This window comes from Microbispora bryophytorum (assembly GCF_043197435.1).
Taxonomy (GTDB): Bacteria; Actinomycetota; Actinomycetes; order Streptosporangiales; family Streptosporangiaceae; genus Microbispora; species Microbispora bryophytorum.
In genome coordinates this window covers 574,936-596,317 of record NZ_JBICTF010000002.1, presented here as the reverse complement: position 1 = coordinate 596,317, position 21,382 = coordinate 574,936, and the positions used below count along the sequence as shown (strand labels likewise).

General features: G+C 70.5%; 22 protein-coding genes and 1 pseudogene. 13 read left to right on the top strand and 10 right to left on the bottom strand.

Annotated features, from left to right (window positions below; translation table 11 throughout):
- The first annotated feature begins 118 nt into the window (after window positions 1–118).
- The 3 genes from ACGFIB_RS07735 to ACGFIB_RS07725 all read left to right on the top strand — a co-directional run bounded on the left by ACGFIB_RS07735 (window position 119) and on the right by ACGFIB_RS07725 (window position 2,864).
- Window positions 119–544, top strand: coding sequence for an ester cyclase (locus ACGFIB_RS07735; RefSeq protein WP_357241337.1), 426 nt, complete (start codon window positions 119–121; stop codon window positions 542–544).
- Window positions 545–615: 71 nt separating this feature from the next.
- Window positions 616–1,461, top strand: coding sequence for an MBL fold metallo-hydrolase (locus ACGFIB_RS07730; protein WP_393369397.1), 846 nt, complete (start codon window positions 616–618; stop codon window positions 1,459–1,461).
- A gap of 167 nt (window positions 1,462–1,628) precedes the next feature.
- The gene (locus ACGFIB_RS07725) at window positions 1,629–2,864 is read left to right on the top strand and encodes a family 16 glycosylhydrolase (RefSeq protein WP_393369395.1); all 1,236 of its coding nucleotides are present in this window, start codon (window positions 1,629–1,631) and stop codon (window positions 2,862–2,864) included.
- A 13-nt stretch (window positions 2,865–2,877) separates the two neighbouring features.
- Here the strand turns inward: ACGFIB_RS07725 and ACGFIB_RS07720 are convergent, their stop codons facing one another.
- From ACGFIB_RS07720 to ACGFIB_RS07710, 3 genes are all read right to left on the bottom strand, one after another.
- Window positions 2,878–3,978, bottom strand: coding sequence for a calcium:proton antiporter (locus ACGFIB_RS07720; RefSeq protein WP_357241343.1), 1,101 nt, complete (start codon window positions 3,976–3,978; stop codon window positions 2,878–2,880).
- A gap of 197 nt (window positions 3,979–4,175) precedes the next feature.
- Window positions 4,176–5,051 carry an NUDIX hydrolase gene (locus tag ACGFIB_RS07715; RefSeq protein WP_393369393.1) on the bottom strand — a complete coding sequence of 292 codons (876 nt, stop codon included), beginning with the start codon at window positions 5,049–5,051 and terminating at the stop codon, window positions 4,176–4,178.
- Window positions 5,052–5,090: 39 nt separating this feature from the next.
- Complete coding sequence (locus tag ACGFIB_RS07710) at window positions 5,091–5,342, bottom strand: hypothetical protein (protein ID WP_142567888.1); 252 nt, start codon at window positions 5,340–5,342, stop codon at window positions 5,091–5,093.
- A 777-nt stretch (window positions 5,343–6,119) separates the two neighbouring features.
- On the opposite strand from ACGFIB_RS07710, the gene ACGFIB_RS07705 reads away from it, so the two are divergent.
- Window positions 6,120–7,712 (top strand): cellulose-binding domain-containing protein, encoded by a 1,593-nt coding sequence (locus tag ACGFIB_RS07705; protein ID WP_393370030.1) that lies wholly within the window; start codon window positions 6,120–6,122, stop codon window positions 7,710–7,712.
- Window positions 7,713–7,868: 156 nt separating this feature from the next.
- On the opposite strand, the pseudogene ACGFIB_RS07700 reads toward ACGFIB_RS07705, so the two are convergent.
- A pseudogene (locus ACGFIB_RS07700) lies at window positions 7,869–8,273 on the bottom strand (ISL3 family transposase); the annotation flags it as partial.
- On the bottom strand, window positions 8,270–8,638 hold the full coding sequence (locus tag ACGFIB_RS07695; RefSeq protein ID WP_030510433.1) for a VOC family protein: 369 nt from the start codon (window positions 8,636–8,638) through the stop codon (window positions 8,270–8,272). The gene ACGFIB_RS07695 and the pseudogene ACGFIB_RS07700, both read right to left, overlap by 4 nt.
- Before the next feature lie 63 nt (window positions 8,639–8,701).
- On the opposite strand from ACGFIB_RS07695, the gene ACGFIB_RS07690 reads away from it, so the two are divergent.
- Entirely contained in the window at window positions 8,702–9,169 is a 468-nt protein-coding gene (locus tag ACGFIB_RS07690) for a MarR family winged helix-turn-helix transcriptional regulator (RefSeq protein ID WP_393369390.1), read from the top strand.
- Between the two features lie 261 nt (window positions 9,170–9,430).
- Here ACGFIB_RS07690 and ACGFIB_RS07685 read toward each other — a convergent pair whose 3' ends face one another.
- Window positions 9,431–10,276 (bottom strand): M15 family metallopeptidase, encoded by an 846-nt coding sequence (locus tag ACGFIB_RS07685; RefSeq protein WP_393369387.1) that lies wholly within the window; start codon window positions 10,274–10,276, stop codon window positions 9,431–9,433.
- A 175-nt stretch (window positions 10,277–10,451) separates the two neighbouring features.
- Here ACGFIB_RS07685 and ACGFIB_RS07680 point away from each other — a divergent pair, with 175 nt between their 5' ends.
- From ACGFIB_RS07680 to ACGFIB_RS07665, 4 genes are all read left to right on the top strand, one after another.
- Window positions 10,452–11,285: a prolipoprotein diacylglyceryl transferase gene (locus tag ACGFIB_RS07680; protein ID WP_142567885.1), complete on the top strand. Its 834-nt coding sequence runs from the start codon at window positions 10,452–10,454 to the stop codon at window positions 11,283–11,285.
- Between the two features lie 362 nt (window positions 11,286–11,647).
- Complete coding sequence (locus ACGFIB_RS07675) at window positions 11,648–11,953, top strand: hypothetical protein (protein ID WP_357241360.1); 306 nt, start codon at window positions 11,648–11,650, stop codon at window positions 11,951–11,953.
- On the top strand, window positions 11,950–13,518 hold the full coding sequence (locus tag ACGFIB_RS07670; protein WP_357258445.1) for a radical SAM protein: 1,569 nt from the start codon (window positions 11,950–11,952) through the stop codon (window positions 13,516–13,518). The genes ACGFIB_RS07675 and ACGFIB_RS07670 overlap by 4 nt, the downstream gene beginning before the upstream one ends.
- Window positions 13,519–13,534: 16 nt before the next feature.
- Window positions 13,535–14,017: a hypothetical protein gene (locus ACGFIB_RS07665; RefSeq protein ID WP_393369383.1), complete on the top strand. Its 483-nt coding sequence runs from the start codon at window positions 13,535–13,537 to the stop codon at window positions 14,015–14,017.
- Window positions 14,018–14,068: 51 nt separating this feature from the next.
- On the opposite strand, the gene ACGFIB_RS07660 is transcribed toward ACGFIB_RS07665, so the two are convergent.
- Window positions 14,069–14,254, bottom strand: coding sequence for a hypothetical protein (locus ACGFIB_RS07660; RefSeq protein ID WP_393369381.1), 186 nt, complete (start codon window positions 14,252–14,254; stop codon window positions 14,069–14,071).
- Between the two features lie 76 nt (window positions 14,255–14,330).
- Window positions 14,331–14,996: a DNA-binding response regulator gene (locus tag ACGFIB_RS07655; protein ID WP_393369379.1), complete on the bottom strand. Its 666-nt coding sequence runs from the start codon at window positions 14,994–14,996 to the stop codon at window positions 14,331–14,333.
- A gap of 81 nt (window positions 14,997–15,077) precedes the next feature.
- Here ACGFIB_RS07655 and ACGFIB_RS07650 point away from each other — a divergent pair, with 81 nt between their 5' ends.
- From ACGFIB_RS07650 to ACGFIB_RS07640, 3 genes are all read left to right on the top strand, one after another.
- Window positions 15,078–15,956 (top strand): oxidoreductase, encoded by an 879-nt coding sequence (locus ACGFIB_RS07650; protein ID WP_393369377.1) that lies wholly within the window; start codon window positions 15,078–15,080, stop codon window positions 15,954–15,956.
- 105 nt (window positions 15,957–16,061) lie between these two features.
- Window positions 16,062–17,024, top strand: a complete 963-nt coding sequence (locus ACGFIB_RS07645; protein ID WP_357258461.1) for an ankyrin repeat domain-containing protein — start codon at window positions 16,062–16,064, stop codon at window positions 17,022–17,024.
- Between the two features lie 418 nt (window positions 17,025–17,442).
- Entirely contained in the window at window positions 17,443–18,624 is a 1,182-nt protein-coding gene (locus ACGFIB_RS07640; RefSeq protein ID WP_142567879.1) for an ATP-binding protein, read from the top strand.
- Window positions 18,625–18,729: 105 nt separating this feature from the next.
- Here ACGFIB_RS07640 and ACGFIB_RS07635 read toward each other — a convergent pair whose 3' ends face one another.
- Together ACGFIB_RS07635 and ACGFIB_RS07630 are read right to left on the bottom strand one after the other, a co-directional pair.
- Window positions 18,730–19,560: a MauE/DoxX family redox-associated membrane protein gene (locus tag ACGFIB_RS07635; RefSeq protein WP_393369373.1), complete on the bottom strand. Its 831-nt coding sequence runs from the start codon at window positions 19,558–19,560 to the stop codon at window positions 18,730–18,732.
- Between the two features lie 3 nt (window positions 19,561–19,563).
- Window positions 19,564–20,589, bottom strand: coding sequence for a hypothetical protein (locus ACGFIB_RS07630; protein ID WP_393369371.1), 1,026 nt, complete (start codon window positions 20,587–20,589; stop codon window positions 19,564–19,566).
- Window positions 20,590–20,876: 287 nt separating this feature from the next.
- Between ACGFIB_RS07630 and ACGFIB_RS07625 the strand changes: the two genes are divergently transcribed.
- A complete protein-coding gene (locus ACGFIB_RS07625) occupies window positions 20,877–21,377 on the top strand; it encodes a SigE family RNA polymerase sigma factor (RefSeq protein ID WP_357016788.1) in 501 nt (166 codons plus the stop codon).
- Window positions 21,378–21,382 lie beyond the last annotated feature (5 nt).

Sequence of the window (21,382 nt, the reverse complement as noted above, 5' to 3'; positions counted from 1 at the left end):
GAGCCCAGGGACGCCGCAGGCGCTTCGCCCGTTGCATCCGGCGGTGTTGCGTCTCCTGCGGACGGCCTTTGCCATGGCGGCGTTACCGTGGATGTACGCCTCTGGGGAGTGAACCGCCATGCCTGACGGCCGACAGCTCGCCGACCGCGTGCTGGACGCGGTGAACGATCATGACCTGGCCCGGCTGTCGTGGTGTTACGACCGGCATGCCGTCCTGTCCACCCCATTGGGCGTGTGCGAGGGGCGCGAGCAGATCGTCCGCTACTGGGAGAGCTTGTTCAGGAGCTTCGCCGACTTGGCCGTGACGGTCTGGAACAGGATGGAGTGCGCCGACCCCGTCTTCAGCGAGTGGACGATGACGGGCACGCACACCGGGCCCTTCACGCTTCCGGACGGCGGTGTCGCCGGCGCGAGCGGCCGGCGGATCACCCTGCGCGGCTGCGGGGCGTGTCAGACGAGGAACGGCCTCGTGGCCGCCCACCGGAACTATTTCGACCTGCTGGAGCTGTATTCCCAGCTCGGTTTCTCACTCGCCGCCGGCTAGTTAACCCACCCCCGCTTTCAGGTGATTTGTGGTGGTTTACGTAGCCTGAAAGCTGGGAGAGGGGAGGCGTCATGCCCGATCCAGCGGACGCGACCGTGTTCTTCGTTGGAAACGCCACCATGATCATTCGTTCTCACGGGTTCACCCTGCTGACGGATCCGAACTTCCTGCACCGGGGGCAGCGGGCCCATCTGGGCTGGGGGCTGAGCACCCGGCGCCGTACGGAACCGGCGATGGAGGTCGGGGAGCTTCCGCCGCTGGACCTGGTCGTGCTCTCGCACATGCACGGCGACCACTGGGACAGGATCGCCAGGAACAACCTCGACAAGGACCTGCCGATCGTCACCACCCGGCACGCGGCGGCCCGGCTGCGCCGCCAGGGGTTCGGCCACGCCGTCGGACTCGAGCCGTGGGAGTACCACCACGAGCGCCACGGGGACAGCACGCTCACGGTGACGGCCACGCCGGCCCGGCACGCGCCGGGTAGGGCGAGCTCGCTGATGCCGCCGGTGATGGGGAGCGTGCTCGACTTCGCCCACGCCGGTGAGGTGGACCTGCGCCTGCACATCAGCGGTGACACGATCATGGACGAGTGCCTGTCGGAGATTCCACGCCGTTTCCCGGATATCGACGTCGGCATCGTCCACCTCGGCGGAACGCGGATCCTCGGCGTCACGGTGACCATGGACGGCGCCCAGGGGGTCGAGTGGCTCAGGCTGATGCAGCCGGATTCGGCCCTGCCCATCCACTACGACGACTACGAGGCGTTCGCCTCTCCGCTGAAGGACTTCCAGCAGCACGTCCGGCAGGCGGGGCTGTCGCATCTGGTCCACTACCTCATGCGAGGCGAGACCTACCGCCTTCCCGTACGGCAGTCCGGCACACGTCCGCGCCGCCCCGTCATCGGGCCCGGCTGACAAGTTCGAGTCAGGGCCTATTGACGCTCCGCGCAATGGGGTGTTGCATCTTAATTCAAGCCGTAAAGCTTGACTGAAGCGCTGGACACGCCGGCGCGCGCCTCCGCCAACGGCGACGGCGCGCGCCGGAGATCCTGCTGGCATCCCCCCACCAACCGGAGATCTCCATGCGCAAACCCCGGCTCCTCATCATGGCCGCGGCCATGGTCGTCACCCTCAGCGGCCTGGTCGGCGGCACGGGCGCCGACCGGGCCGAAGCCGCCATCGGCCCCGTCACCTGGTCGGACGAGTTCAACGCCGCGGCGGGAACGCCCGTCGACGGCTCCAAGTGGAAGTTCGACACCGGTGGCGGCGGCTGGGGCAACAACGAGCTGGAGTACTACACCAACTCGACCCGCAACGTGTACCACGACGGACAGGGACACCTCGCCATCACCGCCCGGCGGGAGAACCCGTCCAACTACCAGTGCCACTACGGCACCTGCCAGTACACCTCCGGCCGCATCCTGACCGCCGACAGGTTCAGCCAGGCGTACGGCCGTTTCGAGGCGAGCATCAAGATTCCCAAGGGCCAGGGCATCTGGCCGGCGTTCTGGATGCTCGGCGGCGGCAACTGGCCGAACACCGGCGAGATCGACATCATGGAGAACGTCGGCAACACGCCCAACACCGTCTACGGCACCGTGCACGGCCCGGGCTACTCCGGCGGCAGCGGCGTCGGCGGCAACCGGACGATCGGCGCGCCGCTCGGCGACGCCTTCCACACCTACCGCGTCGACTGGTCGCCCAACCTCATCGTCTGGTCTCTGGACGGCTCGGAGTACTTCCGCGTCACGCCCGCCGACATCCGCGGCAACCAGTGGGTCTTCGACCACCCGTTCTTCATGATCCTGAACGTGGCGGTCGGCGGCTACTGGCCGGGCAACCCCGACTCCACCACGTCGTTCCCGCAGACGATGCTGATCGACTGGGTCCGCGTCTCCGCCTGGACCAGCGACGGGGGAGGCGGCACCGGCGGCACCGGCACCGCGCTGAAGTCCAACCTGAACGGCCGCTGCATCGACATCCCGAGCGCGAACCCCGTCGACGGCGCCCGGCTGCAGATGTACGACTGCAACGGCACCGCCGCACAGCAGTGGACGGTCAACGGCGACGGCACGGTCCGCGCGATGGGCAAGTGCATGGACGCGGCGGCGGCCGGCACCGCCAACGGCACGCCGATCCAGCTCTACACGTGCAACGGCACGGGTGCCCAGCGCTTCACGCTCACCTCGGCCGGCGACCTCGTCAACACCGCCGCCAACCGCTGCGTGGACATCGCGGACGTGAACCCCGCCAACGGCGCACGCCTCCAACTGTGGGACTGCACCGGCGGGGCCAACCAGAAGTGGACCCGCGGCTGACCGCGTGACCCGCTCATGGGCTCACCGCCAGGAGCAGGAAGGCGGCGAACAGCGTGAGATGGACGCCCGCCTGCAGGAGGGTGGCCCGTCCGGGCACCACGGTCAGCGTCGCCACGACGACCGTCAGGACGAGGAGCACGATGTGCGTCGGGCCGAGCCCGAGCAACAGCGGCCCCTTCAGCCACAGCGACGCCGCGGCGATGGTCGGAATGGTGAGCCCGATGCTGGCCATGGCCGAGCCGAAGGCGAGGTTCAGGCTGACCTGCACCCGGGCTCGCCGGGCCGCGCGTACGGCGGCGAGGGTCTCCGGCAGCAGCACCAGCAGCGCGATCACAACGCCCACCGCCGACTGCGGGAGGCTCGCCGCTCGTACGGCCGTCTCGATGGCGGGGGACTCGATCTTCGCCAGGCCGACCACCGCGACCAGTGCGCCCAGCAGCAGCGCCAGGCTGACGGCGGCGGCGCGCGTGGTCGGCGGGGCGGCGTGCTCGGCGGCGTCCGCGCCCTGACCGGCGGGCTCCACCGGCAGGAAGTAGTCGCGGTGCCGCAACGTCTGGGTGAGCACGAACAGGCCGTACAACGCGATCGAGGCGAGCGCGGCGAACGCGAGCTGGGCCGGGGAGAAGGCGGGCCCCGGGCTGCTCGTGGTGAACGTCGGCAGGACGAGACTCAGCGTGGACAGCGTGGCGACGGTGGCCAGCGCGCCTCCGGTCCCCTCCGCGTTGAACACCGCCACCCGCCGCCGCAGCGCCGCGACCAGCAGCGACAGGCCGACGATCCCGTTGCAGGTGATCATTACGGCGGCGAACACCGTGTCGCGGGCGAGTGACGACGCGGCCGGCCCTCCGGACGTGGTGAGGCTGATGATCAGTGCCACCTCGATCACCGTAACCGCCACGGCGAGCAGGAGTGACCCGAAGGGCTCGCCCACGCGGTGGGCGATGACCTCGGCGTGGTGCACGGCCGCGAGCACGGAACCCGCGAGGAAGAGCGCCGCGATCACCACCACGGCGACAGGGATGGTCCGCCCCCACGCCAGCGCGAGCACTGCCACGGCGAGGATCGGAACGAGCGCGGTCCAGGTGGTGGCCAGTCGGCGGAAGAGCAGGATCACATGCTCCTTCCTGCCCAAATAGGACGAATGGTATGAAAGTCATGCACTCGCGGCCGTAGAAGCAGTCGGCGGGCCAGAGCTGTTCGGCCCGGTGCGGGCGTGGGTCAGAGCCGCTTGAGCAGGCGTGGGGCGTGGGCCAGAGCTGTTGGGCAGGCGGGGACGTGGCCGGAGCTGCTTGAGTAAGGCGTGGACGTGGGTCAGAGCTGCTTGAGCAGCCAGCGAGGACCGGTGACCAGGGCGCCGAGGGCCGTCACCCGCTCGCGCAGCCCCCGGTCGGCGGTGACGACGAGGGCGGTCTCCCAGGGCCGCATGTCGCGCACCGCCTCCACGATCGCGTCGTCTCCGCTGCCTCCGGCCACCACGACCGCCAGGTCCCCGGTCACCGGCCCCGGGTCGGCGGCGGAGGCCGCCGCGCCTTCGAGGACCGCGACCATGCGCGGGAACCACCGGGTCAGGGCGGGCACCCCTTCCGGCATCTGGCCGAGGCCTTGCCCGCAGAGCGGGGTCAGCTCGTTGAGCAGGCGGTTCGCGGCGCCCGCGCGGTCCTTCCACCAGCCGTGCTCGGCCCGCGCACCGATGATGTTGGCCATGTCCAGGACGACGACCACGGGGCTCAGCGCGGGCCGGATCCTCGGCCACGAGTCGGCGAAGCCGGGATGCAGCTCCTTCGACACCACCTCGTCGGCCGCCACCCAGCGCATGTCCGCGCTCTCGCCGTTGGCGGGCGCGGCGTCGAGCAGCCCTTCGGCCTCCGCGATCACCGTCTGGAACGACCAGCCGCCGTGGTCGTCGACGTAGAGCCCGCGCACCCGGACGAGATCGGCGTCCAGCGTCGCTTCCTCCTGGGCCTCGCGCAACGCGCCGGTGATGGCGTCCTCGTGGCTGTCGCGTGCGCCGCCCGGCAGCCCCCACGTCCCGCCGTGATGGCTCCACCAGGCGCGCTTCTGCATCAGCACGTACGGCATGCCGTCGAGCGTATGGTGCACGGTGAGCAGGCCGGCGGCGCCGTACAGTCCCCAGTGCTGGTGCCCCAGCGCGCACAGGGCCCAGCCGTCGCCGTCCTTCGCCGTCATGCGCCCATCTTGCCGCAGCCTGCCGGCGCGCTCCGAGGGTCACCAGTGTTCGAGGGGGACCTCCATCCCGGCGACCAGGTCGAAGAGGGCCGTTCCGTCCTCGATGCGGACGACCTGGACCTGTGTCGCGAAGCCCACGTCCCGAAGGCGCGCGGCGGCTTCATGGGCGGTTCGCGAAAAGTGGTAGCGGTCGGCCGCGCCGCCGTCCGGGATGGGCCGGGCCGAGCGGACCTCGAACCGGTCCGGCGGCCATATGGGGGGAAGGGGAGCGAAGTGCTGCCAACCAGACATGTCTCTCCCGTCGTGCCGTCTTCACAGCAGTGGACCGGTGAGGTCCAGTTGATCGCCAGGGCGTGACGGGGTCGTAGGCCGATCGTTATTAACCGGTAAGCGATCCTTTCTGGTCCGGAGTCCGGAGCCCGTTAGCGTTTGAGCCCTCACTCGTGATTCCCCATTTGTCTGGAGAATCAGGAGATGTCATATCTGGAGAGACGCCCGCTTCCTGCGGCCGGAGGAGCGGGCGTTGTCCTCCCATTTCTCTCTCCACCTCTTCGCGCCGTCGCCGGTGCGGGTGGTGGTTGTTACCCGATCGCCGTCTCCTACGGCTCGGCTCTTTCCCCTGCCGGTGCATCCCGCGCCGGCAGGGGTCGCCGCCGTCACGCGTGTCGAGGGGCGGTGCCGGCAGGGGTCGCCGCCGTCATGCGTATCGAGGGGCGGTGCCGGCAGCCCGAGGTCTTGGGCGGCAGCGGTCCGATCAACGCCGGGTCCCTCTGCCGCCGCCGCGCTGTTTTCCGCGTTCTCGCCTGAACGTTTCAGCCGATCCCGGAGTCCCGTTCGTCGGTCCCGCGGTCCCTGTGCAAGTGGGAGTGGTCGTACGCGCAGTGCCGTTGTGGCGTGTCGTTGACCGGTGATCTGCGTGCTCGTAGCGTGATCCGCGACGTTCCTGTGGATGAACGTGGTTCAGGTGGATGAAACCCTTGTGGGGCCAGGAGCAAGTCCTCGGTCAGGGGCCCTGCACGACCTGCGAGGAGCTCGGGCGTGAAAAGCAGAACCACAACGGGCACCGGGATGATCAGCGCGCTCGCCGGAGTCGTCGCCCTGACCGGCCTGGCCACCGCCGGAACGGCACAGGCCGCGACCGGATGCGCCGTGACCTACACCACCAACGACTGGCCGGGCGGCTTCACCGCCGCCGTCACGATCCAGAATCTGGGCAACGCGATCAACGGCTGGACCCTCGGATTCACCTTCCCCGACAGCAGCCAGAAGGTGGACACCGGATGGTCGGCCACCTTCAGCCAAAGCGGGCAGAACGTCACCGCCACGAACGTGGACTACAACGCCGCCATCGCCACCGGCGCCTCGGTGGCCATCGGCTTCAACGGCACCTGGTCGGGATCCAACCCCCAGCCCGCCGCCTTCACCCTCAACGGCGTCACCTGCACCGGCACCACCATCAACCCATCACCCACACCCTCACCCTCGCCTTCCCCCACCCGCTCGCCCTCGCCCTCGCCGTCGCCTTCGCCCACGCGCTCTCCCTCACCTTCGCCCTCGCCCTCGACGACACCGTCGAATGGTGCGTTGTACGTGTCGCCGAACGGCAGAGACGGCGCGGCGGGGACACAGTCGGATCCGACGACCCTCACTTCGGCGATCAGCCGCGTCGCCCCCGGCGGGACGATCTACCTGCGCGGCGGGCGGTACGACTTCGTGCAGACGGTCACCATCGCGGCGGGCAACAACGGCAGCTCGAACGCCCGCAAGACCCTGTCCGCCTACCCCGGTGAGACTCCGGTGCTGAACTTCTCGGCCCAGAGCGAGTCCTCGTCGAACCGCGGGATCACCGTGAACGGCTCGTACTGGCATGTGTACGGCATCGTCGTCGAGCGTGCCGGTGACAACGGAATCTACGTCGGCGGCAGCAACAACATCATCGAGCGCACGGTAACCCGGTTCAACCGCGACACCGGGCTGCAGCTCGGGCGGATCGCCTCCAGCACTCCCCGCGACCAGTGGCCGTCCAACAACCTCATCCTCAGCTCGGAGTCGCACGACAACGCCGACGCCGACGGCGAGGACGCCGACGGCTTCGCCGCCAAGCTCACCACCGGAACGGGGAACGTCTTCCGCTACGACGTGTCCCACAACAACATCGACGACGGTTGGGACCTCTACACCAAGACGGACACGGGAGCCATCGGGCCGGTGACCATCGAGGACTCCCTGTCGTACAACAACGGCACCCTCACCGACGGCAGCCAGGCCGGCGACGGCGACCGCAACGGCTACAAGCTCGGCGGCGACAAGATCTCCGTCAACCACGTCGTCCGGCGCAGCATCGCCTACCGCAACGGCCACCACGGGTTCACCTACAACAGCAACCCCGGCACGATGTCGATATCGAACAACGTCGGCATCGACAACGCCGAGCGGAACTTCTCCTTCGACACCGGCACCTCGGTGTTCCGCAACAACACCTCCTGCCGTAGCGGCAGCGGGAGCAACGACAAGATCGTCGGTAACATGGACAGCTCCAACCAGTTCTGGTCGGGCTCCAACGGGTCCCGGTGCTCCTCCTACACCGGCGCCCTGGGGTGGTCCTACGCCTCGGACGGCCGCCTCGTCGTGACCTTCGGCGGCAGGACGGTCACGCCGTAACCGGTCGTCTCGTCATGCGGGGTACGGCACGGGCCGGCCGCCGCGGCCTGGCGGGTCAGGTCGGCCGGCAGCCGATCGTCGCCGGCGGTGGCATGCGCTCTGCGGCGGACCACGACTCAGCCCTGCCGGCCGTACCCCTCCCAGGGTCACCGGCGTCCATGGAACCGCGAGGCCTTGGGCGATCCGGGCCACGGTCAGGTGCTGGACCACGATCGCCTCCAGTGCTCACCGCAGCCCGCGGCGCGAGAGCTTCGTGGCTCGGCGGCACGGGTGGTGTCCTGGCGCCACACGCCCGCAGCCGCCGCACCGGTAATGGCGGATCGTGACCAGCAGCGTCGTGGGACGCCACCCGAACGGCTCGTGAGCAAGGCGCCTGGTCACGGTGTCCCGCGGCGATCCCTCCGACCCGCAGCGCCGGCACCACTGGTCAGGTTCAACGACACGGCAGGCGAGGACGGCACGGTCGGGGTCGAGTCGTTGGCCGGTGACCTCGAGTCCGAGTTCGTCGAGTCGGCAGAAGGTGGTCAGATCAGCGCAGGCGAAGCCCGCGCCGCCTGTCAGGCGCGGTCGTGGAGAGTGATCTGGTAGCCGTCGGGGTCGGCGAAGGTGAATGTCCGACCGAAGGGGCCATCGATCGGTGCGGAGACGATGGTGTGACCATCGGCGACGAGAGCATCGTGAATGGCCTGGACGTCTGTGGCGTGGAGCCAGATCGCGGCACCGATGCCGGGCTGAGCAGCGGATGCGAGATCGGTGCCGGGAACGATGTCGCGGAGTGCGAACGCGATCGGCTTCGTCTCGAAGACGACGGCGTGCGGAGGTCCGGCCTGCGAGCGGACGAGGCCGAGGTACTGCTCGTAGAACGCCTGCGATGCGTCGAGGTCGCGCGCTTGGAGCGAGATGAAGTCGGGGCCGGTGGCGGGCATGATGATGCTCCTTCTCTTCGTGTCAGTTTTCTGACATGGGCTAATCTATGTCAGAATGCTGACATGAGTCAAAACGGTGTCGGCGTCGACCTGGAGACGTCACTGGGTTACCTGCTGAAAGAGGCTTCGAGCGCGCTTCGCGCAGCCATGGAGGAGGTGCTGCGGCCGCTCGGGATGAGCGTGACGCACTACTCCTGCCTCGAGCTGCTGGCTCAACGACCGGGCTTGTCGAACTCCGAGCTCGCGCGGGGCGCGTTCGTGACCCGGCAGACGATGAACGTGCTGCTCCAGGCCCTGGAACGAGACGGCTACGTGACCAGGCCTGCGGAGGCACCCGTCGGGAAGGTTCTTCCCACGCGGCTCACGCCTCGCGGCCGACGGAGCCTCGAGAAGGCGACCGTAGCGGTCCGGTCCGTCGAGGTCAGAATGCTGGCCGGCATGACCGAGACCGAGCAGTCAGACGCGTTCCGGATCCTGCAGAGCATGATCCGTTCCCTGCGCGATGGCGGGGAGGTGATCGCCACAGGTTGAAAGCGGCCTGGCTGGCGCCGTACCCGCCCTTGGCGAGCGAGATGACGACGATGTCCCGGCTGTGGGCGAGCGTGATCAGATGGGACGCGACGAGACGGCGTCCCATGCTCTGCCCACGTTCGCATCGAAGGGCTCGGGACGAAGCGATCCCAAGCGCGGGCACAACGGGGGCACACCAAGTGCGAGATGCCCGAAAACGTCGAGAAACGATGAGGGATCGAATCGCAGGTCAGAGGCCCGCCCGTGGCATTGGTGCTGGTCTCAGCGGCCGTTCTCCGAGAAGTGCTGGTAGTCCTTGGCGCCGGACCACGAGCCGCCCCAGCCCCAGCCGATCTGCCCGAAGGCCCGAACCACGCGGTCTCCACTATTGATCACGCCGGGCTTCTTGAGCGGCCGGTCCACGAACGCGTCCGCGTTGCGGTGGGCGTTGGAGCCGTTCGCGTACACGTACGGGTTCTCCCGCGGGTTGAGGTCCACCGCCAGGCCGTACGCGTGGTTGGACCAATTGCCCGAGCCGGTGGCGTTGCGGCAGTTGAAGGCCGAGGTGTTGTCGGCGTCGATGGAGTCGTTGTCGCTGCCCTTGTAGACGTCGACGGGCACCATCCGGCGGATGGGGTAGCGCATCTCGTAGAGCTTCCCGAAGACGGAGGCCACGTCATCGGCGACCTTCTTGTTGATCACGAGTACGCCGGTGTGCGCCTGGTCGTCGAAGCCCCAGTAGGTCATGGTGATCTTACGCAGCCCGCTCAGCGGAACCGGGCAGCCCGGCCGCCAGGACTGCCGGACGTCGTCACGGGACACCTTTTCGATCTTCGCGGAGAAGGGGGGTGGCCCGCTCGGGCTCGGCGCGGGCCCGTTCCCGGGCGCGGGTGAGCCCGGCGCGGGCGAGGGCATGGCGGACGACGGGGTGGCGGATACCGAGGAGGTCGGTCCGGCGGAGGGGGCGGCAGGCGTGGACGAGCCCAGTGCCGCTGACGCCGGGGCGGGCACGGACACCCGGGTCCGGGCGGTGGCGGACGCGCCGGCGTCGCCGACCCCGGCGCAGCCGGTCACACCGACGAGGGCCGCCATCACTACCGCTGACCTGCGGTTCCACAAGGAGGTCATAGGCGCAGGTTACCCCTGGCCGAGGCGTGCGGGGGGCGGTCGCGCACGCTCCTGTGGACAGCGGGATCCCTGTGGACAAAGACCCGCACGGTTGGCGGGAATCGCCGTGGTGAAGGGATGAGAGCCGTATGAATTGACGATCGGAATCGTCGCGGGCCGCCGCTAGGGTGGCGTCGTGCTTGAGCAACTACGCTTCGGCGGGGTGACCGTGCCGACCCACGCGTTTTTCGTGGGTCTCGGCGTGATCCTCGCGAGCGTGGTGTTCGTCCTGGAGGCGCGGCGCCGGGGGGCCTTACGGGAGGAGTCGCTCGTCGCCGTCACCGGCGCGTTGGTCGGCGGGGCGATGGGCATGCGGCTGTCCGGCTGGGCCGAGCATCTCGACCCCGCGCTCAACCCCGGCCTTGTCGAGGCGTGGATGTTCGGCGCCCGGAGCATTCTCGGCGGCCTGACCGGCGCGTACGTCGGGGTGCTGGTGGCGAAACGGCTGGTCGGCTACCGGGAGCGGACCGGTGACCTGTTCGCGCCCGCCGTCGCGCTCGGCATGGCCGTCGGCCGCATCGGCTGCTTCCTCACCGAGGCCCCCGGCCGTCCCACGAGCCTTCCCTGGGGCGTCCACGCACCCGCCACCGTGCCGGAATGCCCCGGCTGCCTGTCCGGGCAGGCGATGCACCCGTCTTACCTGTACGAGACCGTCTTCCAGCTCGCCGCCTTCGGCGCGTTGCTGTGGGCGCGGAGCCGGGTCGACCGACCGGGCGAGCTGTTCACCCTGTATCTGGGCGCGTACGCCCTCTTCCGGTTCCTCGTCGAGTTCACCAGGGCGAACGAGACGGTCTGGCTCGACCTGACCCGCCCGCAGTGGTTCCTCGTCCCGGGGCTCATGCTCCTCGCCGTCCGCCTCGGGCTCGGATATCGCAAGGGGTTCTACGATCGGCTGCTCTCCCGGCGGGGTGAGCGGCGACCGCTGTTACCGGCCGCCCGGCTGTCACCCGCGGGCGAGGAGGAAAGATGAGCACACCCCCCGAGCCGCCCGAGCGGCCGCACGACCCACAGCCGGACGATGCTCCCGGGCATCCGCACGATTCCCAGCCGGGCGATAGTCCTCCCGGGCACCCGGGCGACCCGCAGCCGGGCGATGCTCCCGGGCACCCTCCCGTGCCGCCGCCTCCTGGCCCGCCGTACGGCCCGGCAGGCCCACCGCCGGGCCAAGGTCCGGGCGGCCCGCCGCCTTTTGGCCCTGGTGGGCCGTACGGGCCCGGGGCCGGTGGTCCGTACGAACAGGGCGGGCCCTACGGACAGGGTGGGCCCTACGGACCGGGCGGGCCGCCGCGCGCGTGGCCGCCGCCCCCGCCCCCGGCCCCGAACACGACCGGCGTGGTCATCGCGATGACCATCGCGGGGATCGTGGCCTACGTCGTTGTCAACTTCGTGCTCTTCCTCGCGACCCTCGCGGCGGCGGACGGAGTCGCGAGCGATCACAAAAAGCTCGCGCTCATCGGCGGATCCGTGCTCCTGGCCGTGATCGCGTTCGGCGGTGGAACGCTGCTACTTCTCCTCCGCAAGCCCTGGTCGCGGGGGCTCGGGCTGGGTCTGATGATCGGCTGGGCGCTCCTGACGATTTTCACCGCCGGCTTATGCACCGGCGTCAACCCCTCGTTCTACACGGACGGATTCCTGTGACCACCGGAATGCCCCTGCGGGGAGATCGCATCCTCCGCTACGTCAACGCGTTCTGCCCCCGCTGTCATGACGAGCGGCCGGACCGTCCGCTGGCCGAGGTGCCGCGCCTGTCCGGCTGGCTCGCGGCCCGCGACGGCCGGGTCTACCTGGAGCGCGGCTGCCGCACCCACGGCATGGTCAGGACCCTCTACGACGAGGACCCGGAGATCCTCGCCTACCTGGAGGAGTGGACCGCCCCCACCAAGGCGCATCTGCCCGACGTCGCGGGCAACTTCGATCCGGTCCCCGAGGCGTACCTGCGGGGGCTGCCGGAGATGCAGACCCAGCACACGTGCATCCTCCTTGAGGACGTGGCGGAGGTGTGCAACCTGCGCTGCCCGACCTGCTTCACCGACTCCTCGCCCGACCTGCGGGGGATCGTGCCGGTCCGCGAGGTGCTCGCCAACGTGGACCAGCGCCTGGCCCGCGAGAACGGCCGTCTCGACGTGCTCATGCTCAGCGGCGGCGAGCCGACCCTCCACCCCGACCTGCCCGAGTTGCTCGCCGAGCTGACGGCACGGCCCGTCACCCGCATCCTGATCAACACCAACGGCCTCCTGGTGGCCCGGGACGACGCCCTGCTCGACCTGCTCACCGAGCACCGCGAGCGGGTCGAGGTCTACCTGCAGTACGACGGCCTGTCGGCCGAGGCGTCCCGGCACCACCGGGGCGGCGATCTGCGGCGGCTCAAGGCGGAGGCGCTGCGGCGGCTGTCGGAGCGGGAGATCTTCACGACGCTGGTCATGACGGCCGCCCTCGGAGTGAACGACGGCGAGATCGGCGACGTGGTGCGCCTGGCCCTCGACACGCCGTACGTCGGCGGGGTGTCGATCCAGCCGCAGTTCGGCTCGGGGCGGTCCCTTGCGATCGACCCGATGGACCGGCTCACCCACACCGGTGTGCTCAAGCGCCTCGGCCCCCAGACCGACGACCTGGTCACCTGGCGCGACCTGACCGCCCTGCCGTGCTCGCATCCGCACTGCTGCTCGGTCGGCTACATGATCAAGGACGACGCCGACCGGTGGCGCTCGCTGACCGCGTTGATCGGGCACGACCGCCTCAAGGAGAACCTCGGGCTCGTCGCCAACCGCATCGCCGACGGGGAGATCCCCCGCCAGCTCCGCGCGGCCGTGCAGGAGTCGCTGCTCGGCCTGCTGTCGGAGCAGTCGTCGCTGTCGCACCCCGAGATCGGCAAGGTCTGGCGCGACATCTGCGAGAACTGCGACCTCGGGATGACGACCCTGCTGACGCTCGCGTCCTCGGCCCTGCCCGGGCGCAGGCGGCGGTTGAGGCGGCTGCTGGGCGAGAGGGTCGTACGCATCACGATCAAGCCCTTCATGGACATGTCCACGATGCTGGAGGAGCGCCTGGTGCAGTGCTGCGTCCACGTCGGCACCCGCTCCGACCAGGACCAGTGCGCGCCGTTCTGCGCCGTGCAGGCCTGGCCCGCGCTCGCGCGTCAGCGCCTGTCCGCCGTCGCCGCGGCCGATGCCGGCCTACGGCTCCCGCTGCTGGAGATCACATGACAGGCGTGAGGCGGCGGTGACCACCGGAGAGGGACCGGCGCCCGCCGACAGGCCGAGCGGCGACCGGTCAACCGGCGGTCCGTCAAGCGCCGACCGGTCAACCGCCGACCGGTCAACCGGCGGTCCGTCAACTGCCGACCGGCCAACCGTCGACCGGCTGACCGGTGACCAACCGACCGGTGACCGGCCGACCGGCGTCGCGTACGAGCAGGCGCGCGCCGCCGAGACGGCCCGGGCGTCCGAGGGTGGGCAGGCCAAGCCGTACGACCCGCTGAAGCTGTGCGTCTACGCGACGGTGGCGCTGCTCGCCTGGCTGTTCGGGGCGTGGGCCGTGCTCGGGTTCGCGGCCCTCGGGTTCGCCGGATACTGGCGGGCCCGCCGTGCGGGGCTCACCAGGAGCAAGTGCTATCTCAGGGACACCCGGCTCGTCCTCGCCTACCTGGGGCTGCTCACCCTGGTCGCCGCGGCGGCCCTCGTGCTCCCGCACACACTGCGGTAGGCGTTCCGGCAACGGGCGCCGGTAACACCAGGACGTGGAGCACGAGTCTCATCAGGCGTCGGGAGCGGCCCCGCGCCGTATGTGGCCGAACTCGTCCGCCGGATAGCGCGCCTGCTTGCTCTCGCAGAGGCGCCGGTGGAAATCGTCCATCACCGCTGCCGTTCCCGCATGCCTGTCAAGGATCTCGGCGGCGGGCGCGGCGACACGCGCCAGGCGCCGCTGCTCCGGATACGCCATCAGTGCCGCCTCTTTCCCCATCGGCCCCTTGGCACTGATCGTCGCACCGTCGGTGCCCGGAGGGTCAGGGGCGCCGCTACCCGGTGAGCCCGAGTTCGCCCGCGCGCAGCCCGGCCTGGAAGCGTGAATCGGCCTCCAGCGCGTCCATGAGCTCCGCGACTCGCCTGCGGTAGGTGCGCAACGACAGGCCGAGATGCCGCGCCGCGGTCTCGTCGGTGTAGCCCGCGCCGAGCGCGCGCAGGACCGCCCGGCTGTCGTCGTCGAGGTGCGGCGCGTCGCCGCGCAGGTAGGCGGTCAGCTCGGTCGCGGCGTCCCAGGCGGCCGCGAAGAGGGAGTACACGCCGTTCACCAGCGTGGGCGAGGTGGTCACGGTGTACTCGCGCGAGCCGGGCCCGTCCCGTTCGGCGAGGATCATCACGCGCCGGTCGATGACGATCGTCTCGTGCGGCAGCGGTGTGGAGCTGATGCGCACCTCGACGCCGTTGGCCACGACCTCGCGCAGGTGCGCCCGCGCGGCCTCGTCGGCGAGGGCGACGGGGGTGAACAGCTTCTTGACGGCCAGGCCGGAGGCGCCGTGCCTCGGCAGCCGCCGGGCCACGGACTGCCGCGCGTCGGGCAGCGACCACGTGTCGAGGTCGCGGGCCGCGCACACGAACTCGTGCCGGGCACCGGTGAACAGATGACCGGCACGGGCCACGAGCTCCGCATCGCCGCGGACTGTCATGACCTTGTCAGCTGCCACCCATTCATTATGACCCGCCGCACGTGGCAGCTTGCTGCCACCACGTTGGCCGTCGTCTCCGGACGCACGAGGCTGACGGGTATGACGACGAACACGAACGCCGCGCTCGGCGGCACGTTCCTCCTCGGTGGTGACCTCCCCGTTCACCGGCTCGGCTTCGGGGCCATGCGGCTGCCGACCGGCACCTTCCAGGGCGCTGTCCGCGACCCGGAGACGGGCGTCGCCGTGCTGCGCCGCGCCGTCGAGCTCGGCGTGGACCACATCGACACGGCCTGGTTCTACCGGAGAGGGGGCGTGGCGGCCAACGACCTGATCCGCCGGGCGCTCGCGCCGTACGCGGACGATCTGGTGATCGCGACCAAGGTCGGTCCCCTGCTCGACGACGACGGCGTGCCGAGCAGCCAGGCCGGCCCGGATGAGCTGCGCGGGCTGGTGGAGGACAACCTGCGCACCCTCGGGGTGGAGCGGCTCGACCTCGTGTATCTGCGGGTCGGCGGCCTGAGCCCCCCGGGCGGCGAATCGATCTCCGACAGGTTCGCGGTCCTGGCCGAGCTGCGCGAGGAGGGGCTGATCCGGCATCTGGGCATCAGTAACGTCGACATCGCTCTTCTGGACGAGGCGCTGGCGATCGCCCCTGTGGCCGCCGTGCAGAACAGCTTCCACGTGCAGGACCGGGGCGACACCGAGCTCCTGGCCCGGTGCGAGAAGGACGGCATCGCCTTCGTGCCCTTCTTCCCGCTCGGCGGCGGGTTGCGGCCCATCGACCAGACACGCCTGACGGCGGTGATGCGGCGCCACGGGGCAACCGCCGCACAGATCGCGCTCGCCTGGCTGCTGGCGACCTCGCCCGCGGCGCTCGCGATCCCCGGTACGGGGTCCCTCGACCACCTGGAGGAGAACATGGGGGCAGGACGGATCCGGCTGACGCCGGAGGACCTCGCCGCCCTGGAACAGGACTAGCTTCGATCACCCGCATCCGCCTCGTCGACGGCTCGGCGCGCAGAGCCGGCGAAACTGTCGGTGGGCCACGCCATGATCCGCATACCTACTCATCGAGGGAGCGTCATGGCTGTCGCCCACGAAGCGGACTGGTCCGGCATCGGCTGGGACTCCTGGAAGAGCCTGAGGCTGATCCGTGCCCGGCTGGACGCGGGTGCCGATCCCAATATCGGTGTGTTCTTCCACAGACGGCCGTTGCACGCGGCCGCCGAACTCGGCTCTCCCGATGTGGTGGCGGAGCTGGCCGCCCGTGTCGACGACGTCGATGCCGAGCACGAGGGCCGTACGGCGTTGTGGGCGGCCGTCTTCGCCGACCGTCCGGACAACGCCCGGGTCCTGGCGCGGGCCGGTGCCGACCCGTGGCGGCCGATGATGAACGGGTGGTCGCCCGGGCGGCTCAGCCTGGCCACACCGACCCCCGACCTGTTCGGCGATCCCGCCGGTCGCCCCGGTCTGTCCGATGCCGAGGCCGTTGCCGTGGCCGAAGCCCGGCATCTGATCGCCGCTGTGGGGGACTCCCATGACGACGGGATGGGGCTGGCATGCGTCGCCGGGATCAGCGCGGCGGAGGCGGTGCGCCGCCTGGAGGCGGTCCCGGCCGACGCTGCCGAGGTCGAAGAGATCCTGGAAGACCCCTGGTCCTTGATGGACGAGAGCCTTGACGTCGTCGGCGTCACGGACGTGCCGGGCGGCTGCGTCGTCAGCCAGCCGTGGGGATATGGGCCGTACATGCCCGGCGTCACGAAGCTCCTGTCGGCCGGCACCGTCTGTTACGCGATGTTCGTCAACCCCAAGAGCGGCAACCAGGGAAGCGTCACGCGGGACGGCGAGATCGTGGACTGGGACACCCACCCCGGCGGTGGCAGTCCCCATCCGGAGCAACCGGCCGGGGAGATCCTCATCGAGTACCTCTATCAGGGCAACGCCATGGCGTACTGCTGTGCCGGAGCGGGCCTGCGGCTGGACGACGCCGCGGCGATCGCCGGGGAGCCCGACATCTGGGTGCGGCTCCCCGAACGCGACTACTGAAGCTGACCGCTCCGGGGGAGTGCGCAAGCCGTTGCCGGGGCGGCGACAGCGGGGGTGAGGCCGCCGGTGAACGACGGCGTTTGACGGCGCTTTCGTGGAAAGCTCGCGCAGGTGTTCGATGACGCGCTACAGTCATGGCCATCGGATCGAACACGGGTTCGGTCGAGTCCTGCCAGGTAAGGGGTGTGTGATGGCTGTGCCCACGGTGTCCGCCGCCCCCGTGCCGGCCCTCGCCGTTCCCGTGGCGTTCGATCCGGTCGTGCCCTCCCCGGCTCCGCTCGCTGTCGTCCCGGTCGTCCCGGTTCAGGCTTCGCCCACCGCCGTGCGGTGCGTGCCGAGGCCGCGCCGGGCGACACGCCGTAGCGCTCTCTACGGAAATCTACGACGGCCGCTATATCCCGTCATAAAGTCCGAGAGCGTGGACCCCGTGCGCAATCCCTACGCCCCCGGCGCCGGCCAGCGCCCCCCGGAGCTCGCCGGCCGCGACCGCGAGCTGCAGCAGTTCGAGATCGTGCTGGAGCGGGTGGCCCGGGGCCGCCCTGAGCGGAGCATGGTCCTCACCGGCCTGCGCGGCGTGGGCAAGACCGTCCTGCTCAACACGTTCAAGTCCATGGCCATGCAGCGGCTGTGGGGCACCGGCAAGATCGAGGCCAGGCCCGACCAGTCGATTCGCCGCCCGGTGGCGGCCGCGCTGCACATGGCCATCAGGGAGCTCGCCCCCCGGCACCGCGCTCCCGAGCGCATCGAGGAGTTCCTCGGCGTGCTCAAGGCGTTCGCGATGCGCGATCCCGCCGCGGCGAAGGGCACCTCGCACTGGTCGCCGGGCATCGACGTGCCCGCCGCGCGCGGCCGGGCCGACTCCGGCGACCTGGAGATCGACCTGACCGAGCTGTTCGTCGACGCCGCGGGCGTGGCGACGGACCTCGGCGTCGGCATCGCGCTGTTCATCGACGAGATGCAGGACGTGCAGGCGCCGGACGTCTCGGCCCTGTGCGCGGCCTGTCACGAGCTGTCGCAGAACGGCGGCCCGCTGATCGTCGTCGGCGCCGGCCTGCCCCACCTGCCGAGCGTGCTGTCGGCGAGCAAGAGCTACTCCGAGCGGCTGTTCCGCTACGCGCGCATCGACCGGCTCGACCGGGACGCCGCCGACCTGGCGCTCATCGCCCCCGCCGCTCGTGAGGACGTCGAGTTCACCCCCGACGCGCTCGACGCGTTGTACGAGGCGGCCGACGGCTACCCCTACTTCGTCCAGGCGTACGGCAAGGTCGCCTGGGATCTCGCCCCGCGCAGCCCGATCACGGCCGAGGACATCAAGGTGTCCGCCCCGGAGGCCGAGGAGGAGCTCGCGGTGGGCTTCTTCGGCAGCCGATACGAGCGGGCCACCCCCGCGGAGCGGGACTACATGCACGCCATGGCCCAGCTCGGCGACGACCCCGTGCCGACCGCCGAGGTGGCCGAGACGCTGGGCCGCAAGCCGTCGAGCCTGTCCCCGGCCCGTGACAGCCTGATCAAGAAGGGCCTGATCTACAGCGCCGAGCGCGGCGTGATCGGGTTCACCGTTCCGCATTTCGGGAGGTTCCTCCGCGCGCAGCCGCTGTGAGCGGCGCGCCCATCGACCTCTCTACGGCTTTCTAGAGGGGAAGCTAGAGAGCCGTAGAGAGCTGAAGTGAAAGTCCTCGATGCGGGAATCTACGCCTGTATAGCGTCAGGCCGATACAGGCGTAGATTCCCGCAGAGAGGCATCGCCGTGATCGTCGGACCCGGCGATCCGGCCGTCGGCGCCGACCACGACGGCGCGTACGGCGGGACGCCGGCCGCCGAGATCCACGGCGAACACGACCTCCGCGTCGCCCCGGGCGGGGAAGACGAAAAAGCGCCAGCACAGTTCACGCCACATGTCGGACGGCTCGTCCGCCAGCAGCGACCCGGCGTGGGCCCGCCACTCCGCGCTGCCCCGCAGCCGCGACAGCGCCCGCGCGGGCGGCATCGGCCGCTGCTCGCACGGCACCCGGCGACGCAGGCGGGAGACGACCCCGTCGATCTCGGGTGAGCAGGCGAGCAGCAGGGCGAGGCCCCCGCCGATCCAGGGCGCCGTCTCCACCGTGACATGAGGTAGTCCGGTGACGCCGTCAGCCCCGACGAGGGCCGCCATCACGGTCAGCGCCGCGGCCCGGCCGATCGACCGCAGACCGACAGGGGCGTCGCTCACGTCTCCGAAGCAGCCGCACCCCGCGTCCGGCCGTCGCCTGCGCAGATCCCACAGGACATACGTCGCCAGGGCGAAGAACACGCCCGGCAGCCACCGGGCGACCGGGTGATCCACGACCAGCAGACCGGTCGCCAGCACGAACTCGACCAGGGCGCACACGATCATGGCAGACCTGGCGAAGCGCTCGGGCATGAGCACCGCCGGGCCGAGCCGGGCCAGCGCGCCCGGCGACGTCTCGCGCCCGACCGTGGCCAGCTTGGCGACGCCGCCCAGTGCCAGCGTCACCACGAGGATCGGCAGCGCGGCAGCCGCGATGGTCGAAAGCACCGGTCACCCCAATCCGACGCGGGCATTGAAGCAGCCCTTGGTCAAGTCTCCACCGAGCGCGACGTACGAGCACGCGGCCAGTTCCACGATCCTGCCGCGCGGAGATGTGCCGCATTCCAGGCATCGGTCGCAGAACCGGCCCGCGAGGCACCCGCACGCGACGATCGGCAGCGTGTCCGCGCGGCCGTCGCACACGTTCCGTACGCGCAGCAGCGAGCCCAGCGCGAGGTAGGGCAGGCCGGCGCAGGAGACGCCGGCGTCGTCGCAGCCGGTGTCCTCGCGTTCGAGCATGGGATAGGCGACGCCCTCCGTGATGCCCCCCTCGGCGAGGCCGGGGAGGTCCGGGAGGCCTGGGAGGCCCGGGAGGCCCGGGAGGTCCGGGAGGTCCGGGAGGTCCGCGAGGTCTGCCCACACGGCGCTGCCCGAGACGCCCGCCGCATCGCCGCCTCCGTACGCGACTGAGGGCGGGGGCACGGCCGTGGCCCGATAGGGCGGCTGCGAGGTCGCGGGGAGATGCGCGAACGACGTGCCCTGGTCGAGCAGCCCGATCGCGTCGAACAGGTAGCCCGGCTCCAGCTTGGGATGTCGCACCCGGATCCGCCCGGAGGAGCGGTAGGGCACGACGATGGAGCGTTCCCCCCGATGGGGCCCGCAGTCGAGCTCTACGGTGAGGTCGCGCCGGCCGCTGACCTCCCGGATGACGCCGGTGATCCGGGTGATGTCGGCCCAGATGCGCTCGGCGACCGTGCCGCCGCGCAGCGCCCGGACGACGACCCGGGCGCCGGCCGGCAGATCGGCGGGCGCCACCGCGCCCCCGCGCCACGCGGTCGCCCACGGCGCGATCACCAGGCGCCGCTGCTCGCCGTCGGCGGTCTCAAGGATGATCAGGTGCGGGCTCACGTCGAGGAGGTCGCCGCTGACCACGTCGAACGGCTCCGTCTCCTCCGGCGATCGCGGCGCGGGCCCGGGGTCGCGGCCGAGAACCGCCGCCGCCAGCTTCCGCCTGCGCTCTCCGGCCCGGTATGGCATCGCCCCATCCACGCTCTCCAGCCTCACATGCCGGACGGGGATGGAGAGGCGGTTTTCCGGGCGATGGTGGCGTCCGGGAGCAATATTCCTCCTCTCGGTGCAAGGCGTTGCCACCTGTTGCGGGCAAACCACCGCCCGGCAGGACGTACGGCACGCGTGACGGGGACGCCACCGGCTTGCCCGCTCTTTGCACAGGCAGATGCGAAACCTGAATTTCGGTTCAGCCGGATCCGGGAGCGCGGCTGCGATTCTGGCACGAGATGCCTCTCTGGCCGGGTTGGTGATCCCTGATCGTGAACCATGAGGAGTTCCGCACGTACGTTCAGTCTCGCGGGGCGGCCCTGCTCCGCGTGGCCAACCAGTTGACCGGCAACCCCAGCGACGCCGAGGACCTCCTGCAGACCGCCCTCGCGCGTACGTACCTCGCGTGGGACCGCATCCGCGACCGGTCGTCGCTCGACGGCTACGTGCGGCGGGCGATGGTGAACATCAACATCTCCTGGTGGCGGCGGCGCAAGCTGGAGGAATACCCCTCCGAGGAGCTCCCCGACGTACCGGTGCAGCAGGACGCGCGGCACCGGTACGACGAGCTGGAGCAGGCGCTCGACCGTCTCCCCGCCCGGCAGCGCACGGCGATCGTGCTGCGCTACTACGAGGACATGACCGAGCCCGAGATCGCCAGGACCCTCGGGATCAGCGTGGGCACGGTCAAGAGCTCGGTCTCGCGCGGCATGGCCAAACTGCGCGGCGACCTGGTCATACCCGACGCTCGCAAGAGGGTCAACTGACCGTC

Coding starts and splice junctions, on each gene's coding strand:
- ACGFIB_RS07735 (WP_357241337.1), top strand. CDS start 119: ATGCCTGACGGCCGACAGCTCGCCGACCGCGTGCTGGACGCGGTGAAC.
- ACGFIB_RS07730 (WP_393369397.1), top strand. CDS start 616: ATGCCCGATCCAGCGGACGCGACCGTGTTCTTCGTTGGAAACGCCACC.
- ACGFIB_RS07725 (WP_393369395.1), top strand. CDS start 1,629: ATGCGCAAACCCCGGCTCCTCATCATGGCCGCGGCCATGGTCGTCACC.
- ACGFIB_RS07715 (WP_393369393.1), bottom strand. CDS start 5,051: ATGACGGCGAAGGACGGCGACGGCTGGGCCCTGTGCGCGCTGGGGCAC.
- ACGFIB_RS07710 (WP_142567888.1), bottom strand. CDS start 5,342: ATGTCTGGTTGGCAGCACTTCGCTCCCCTTCCCCCCATATGGCCGCCG.
- ACGFIB_RS07705 (WP_393370030.1), top strand. CDS start 6,120: ATGATCAGCGCGCTCGCCGGAGTCGTCGCCCTGACCGGCCTGGCCACC.
- ACGFIB_RS07695 (WP_030510433.1), bottom strand. CDS start 8,638: ATGCCCGCCACCGGCCCCGACTTCATCTCGCTCCAAGCGCGCGACCTC.
- ACGFIB_RS07690 (WP_393369390.1), top strand. CDS start 8,702: ATGAGTCAAAACGGTGTCGGCGTCGACCTGGAGACGTCACTGGGTTAC.
- ACGFIB_RS07685 (WP_393369387.1), bottom strand. CDS start 10,276: ATGACCTCCTTGTGGAACCGCAGGTCAGCGGTAGTGATGGCGGCCCTC.
- ACGFIB_RS07660 (WP_393369381.1), bottom strand. CDS start 14,254: ATGGCGTATCCGGAGCAGCGGCGCCTGGCGCGTGTCGCCGCGCCCGCC.
- ACGFIB_RS07650 (WP_393369377.1), top strand. CDS start 15,078: ATGACGACGAACACGAACGCCGCGCTCGGCGGCACGTTCCTCCTCGGT.
- ACGFIB_RS07645 (WP_357258461.1), top strand. CDS start 16,062: ATGGCTGTCGCCCACGAAGCGGACTGGTCCGGCATCGGCTGGGACTCC.
- ACGFIB_RS07630 (WP_393369371.1), bottom strand. CDS start 20,589: ATGCCATACCGGGCCGGAGAGCGCAGGCGGAAGCTGGCGGCGGCGGTT.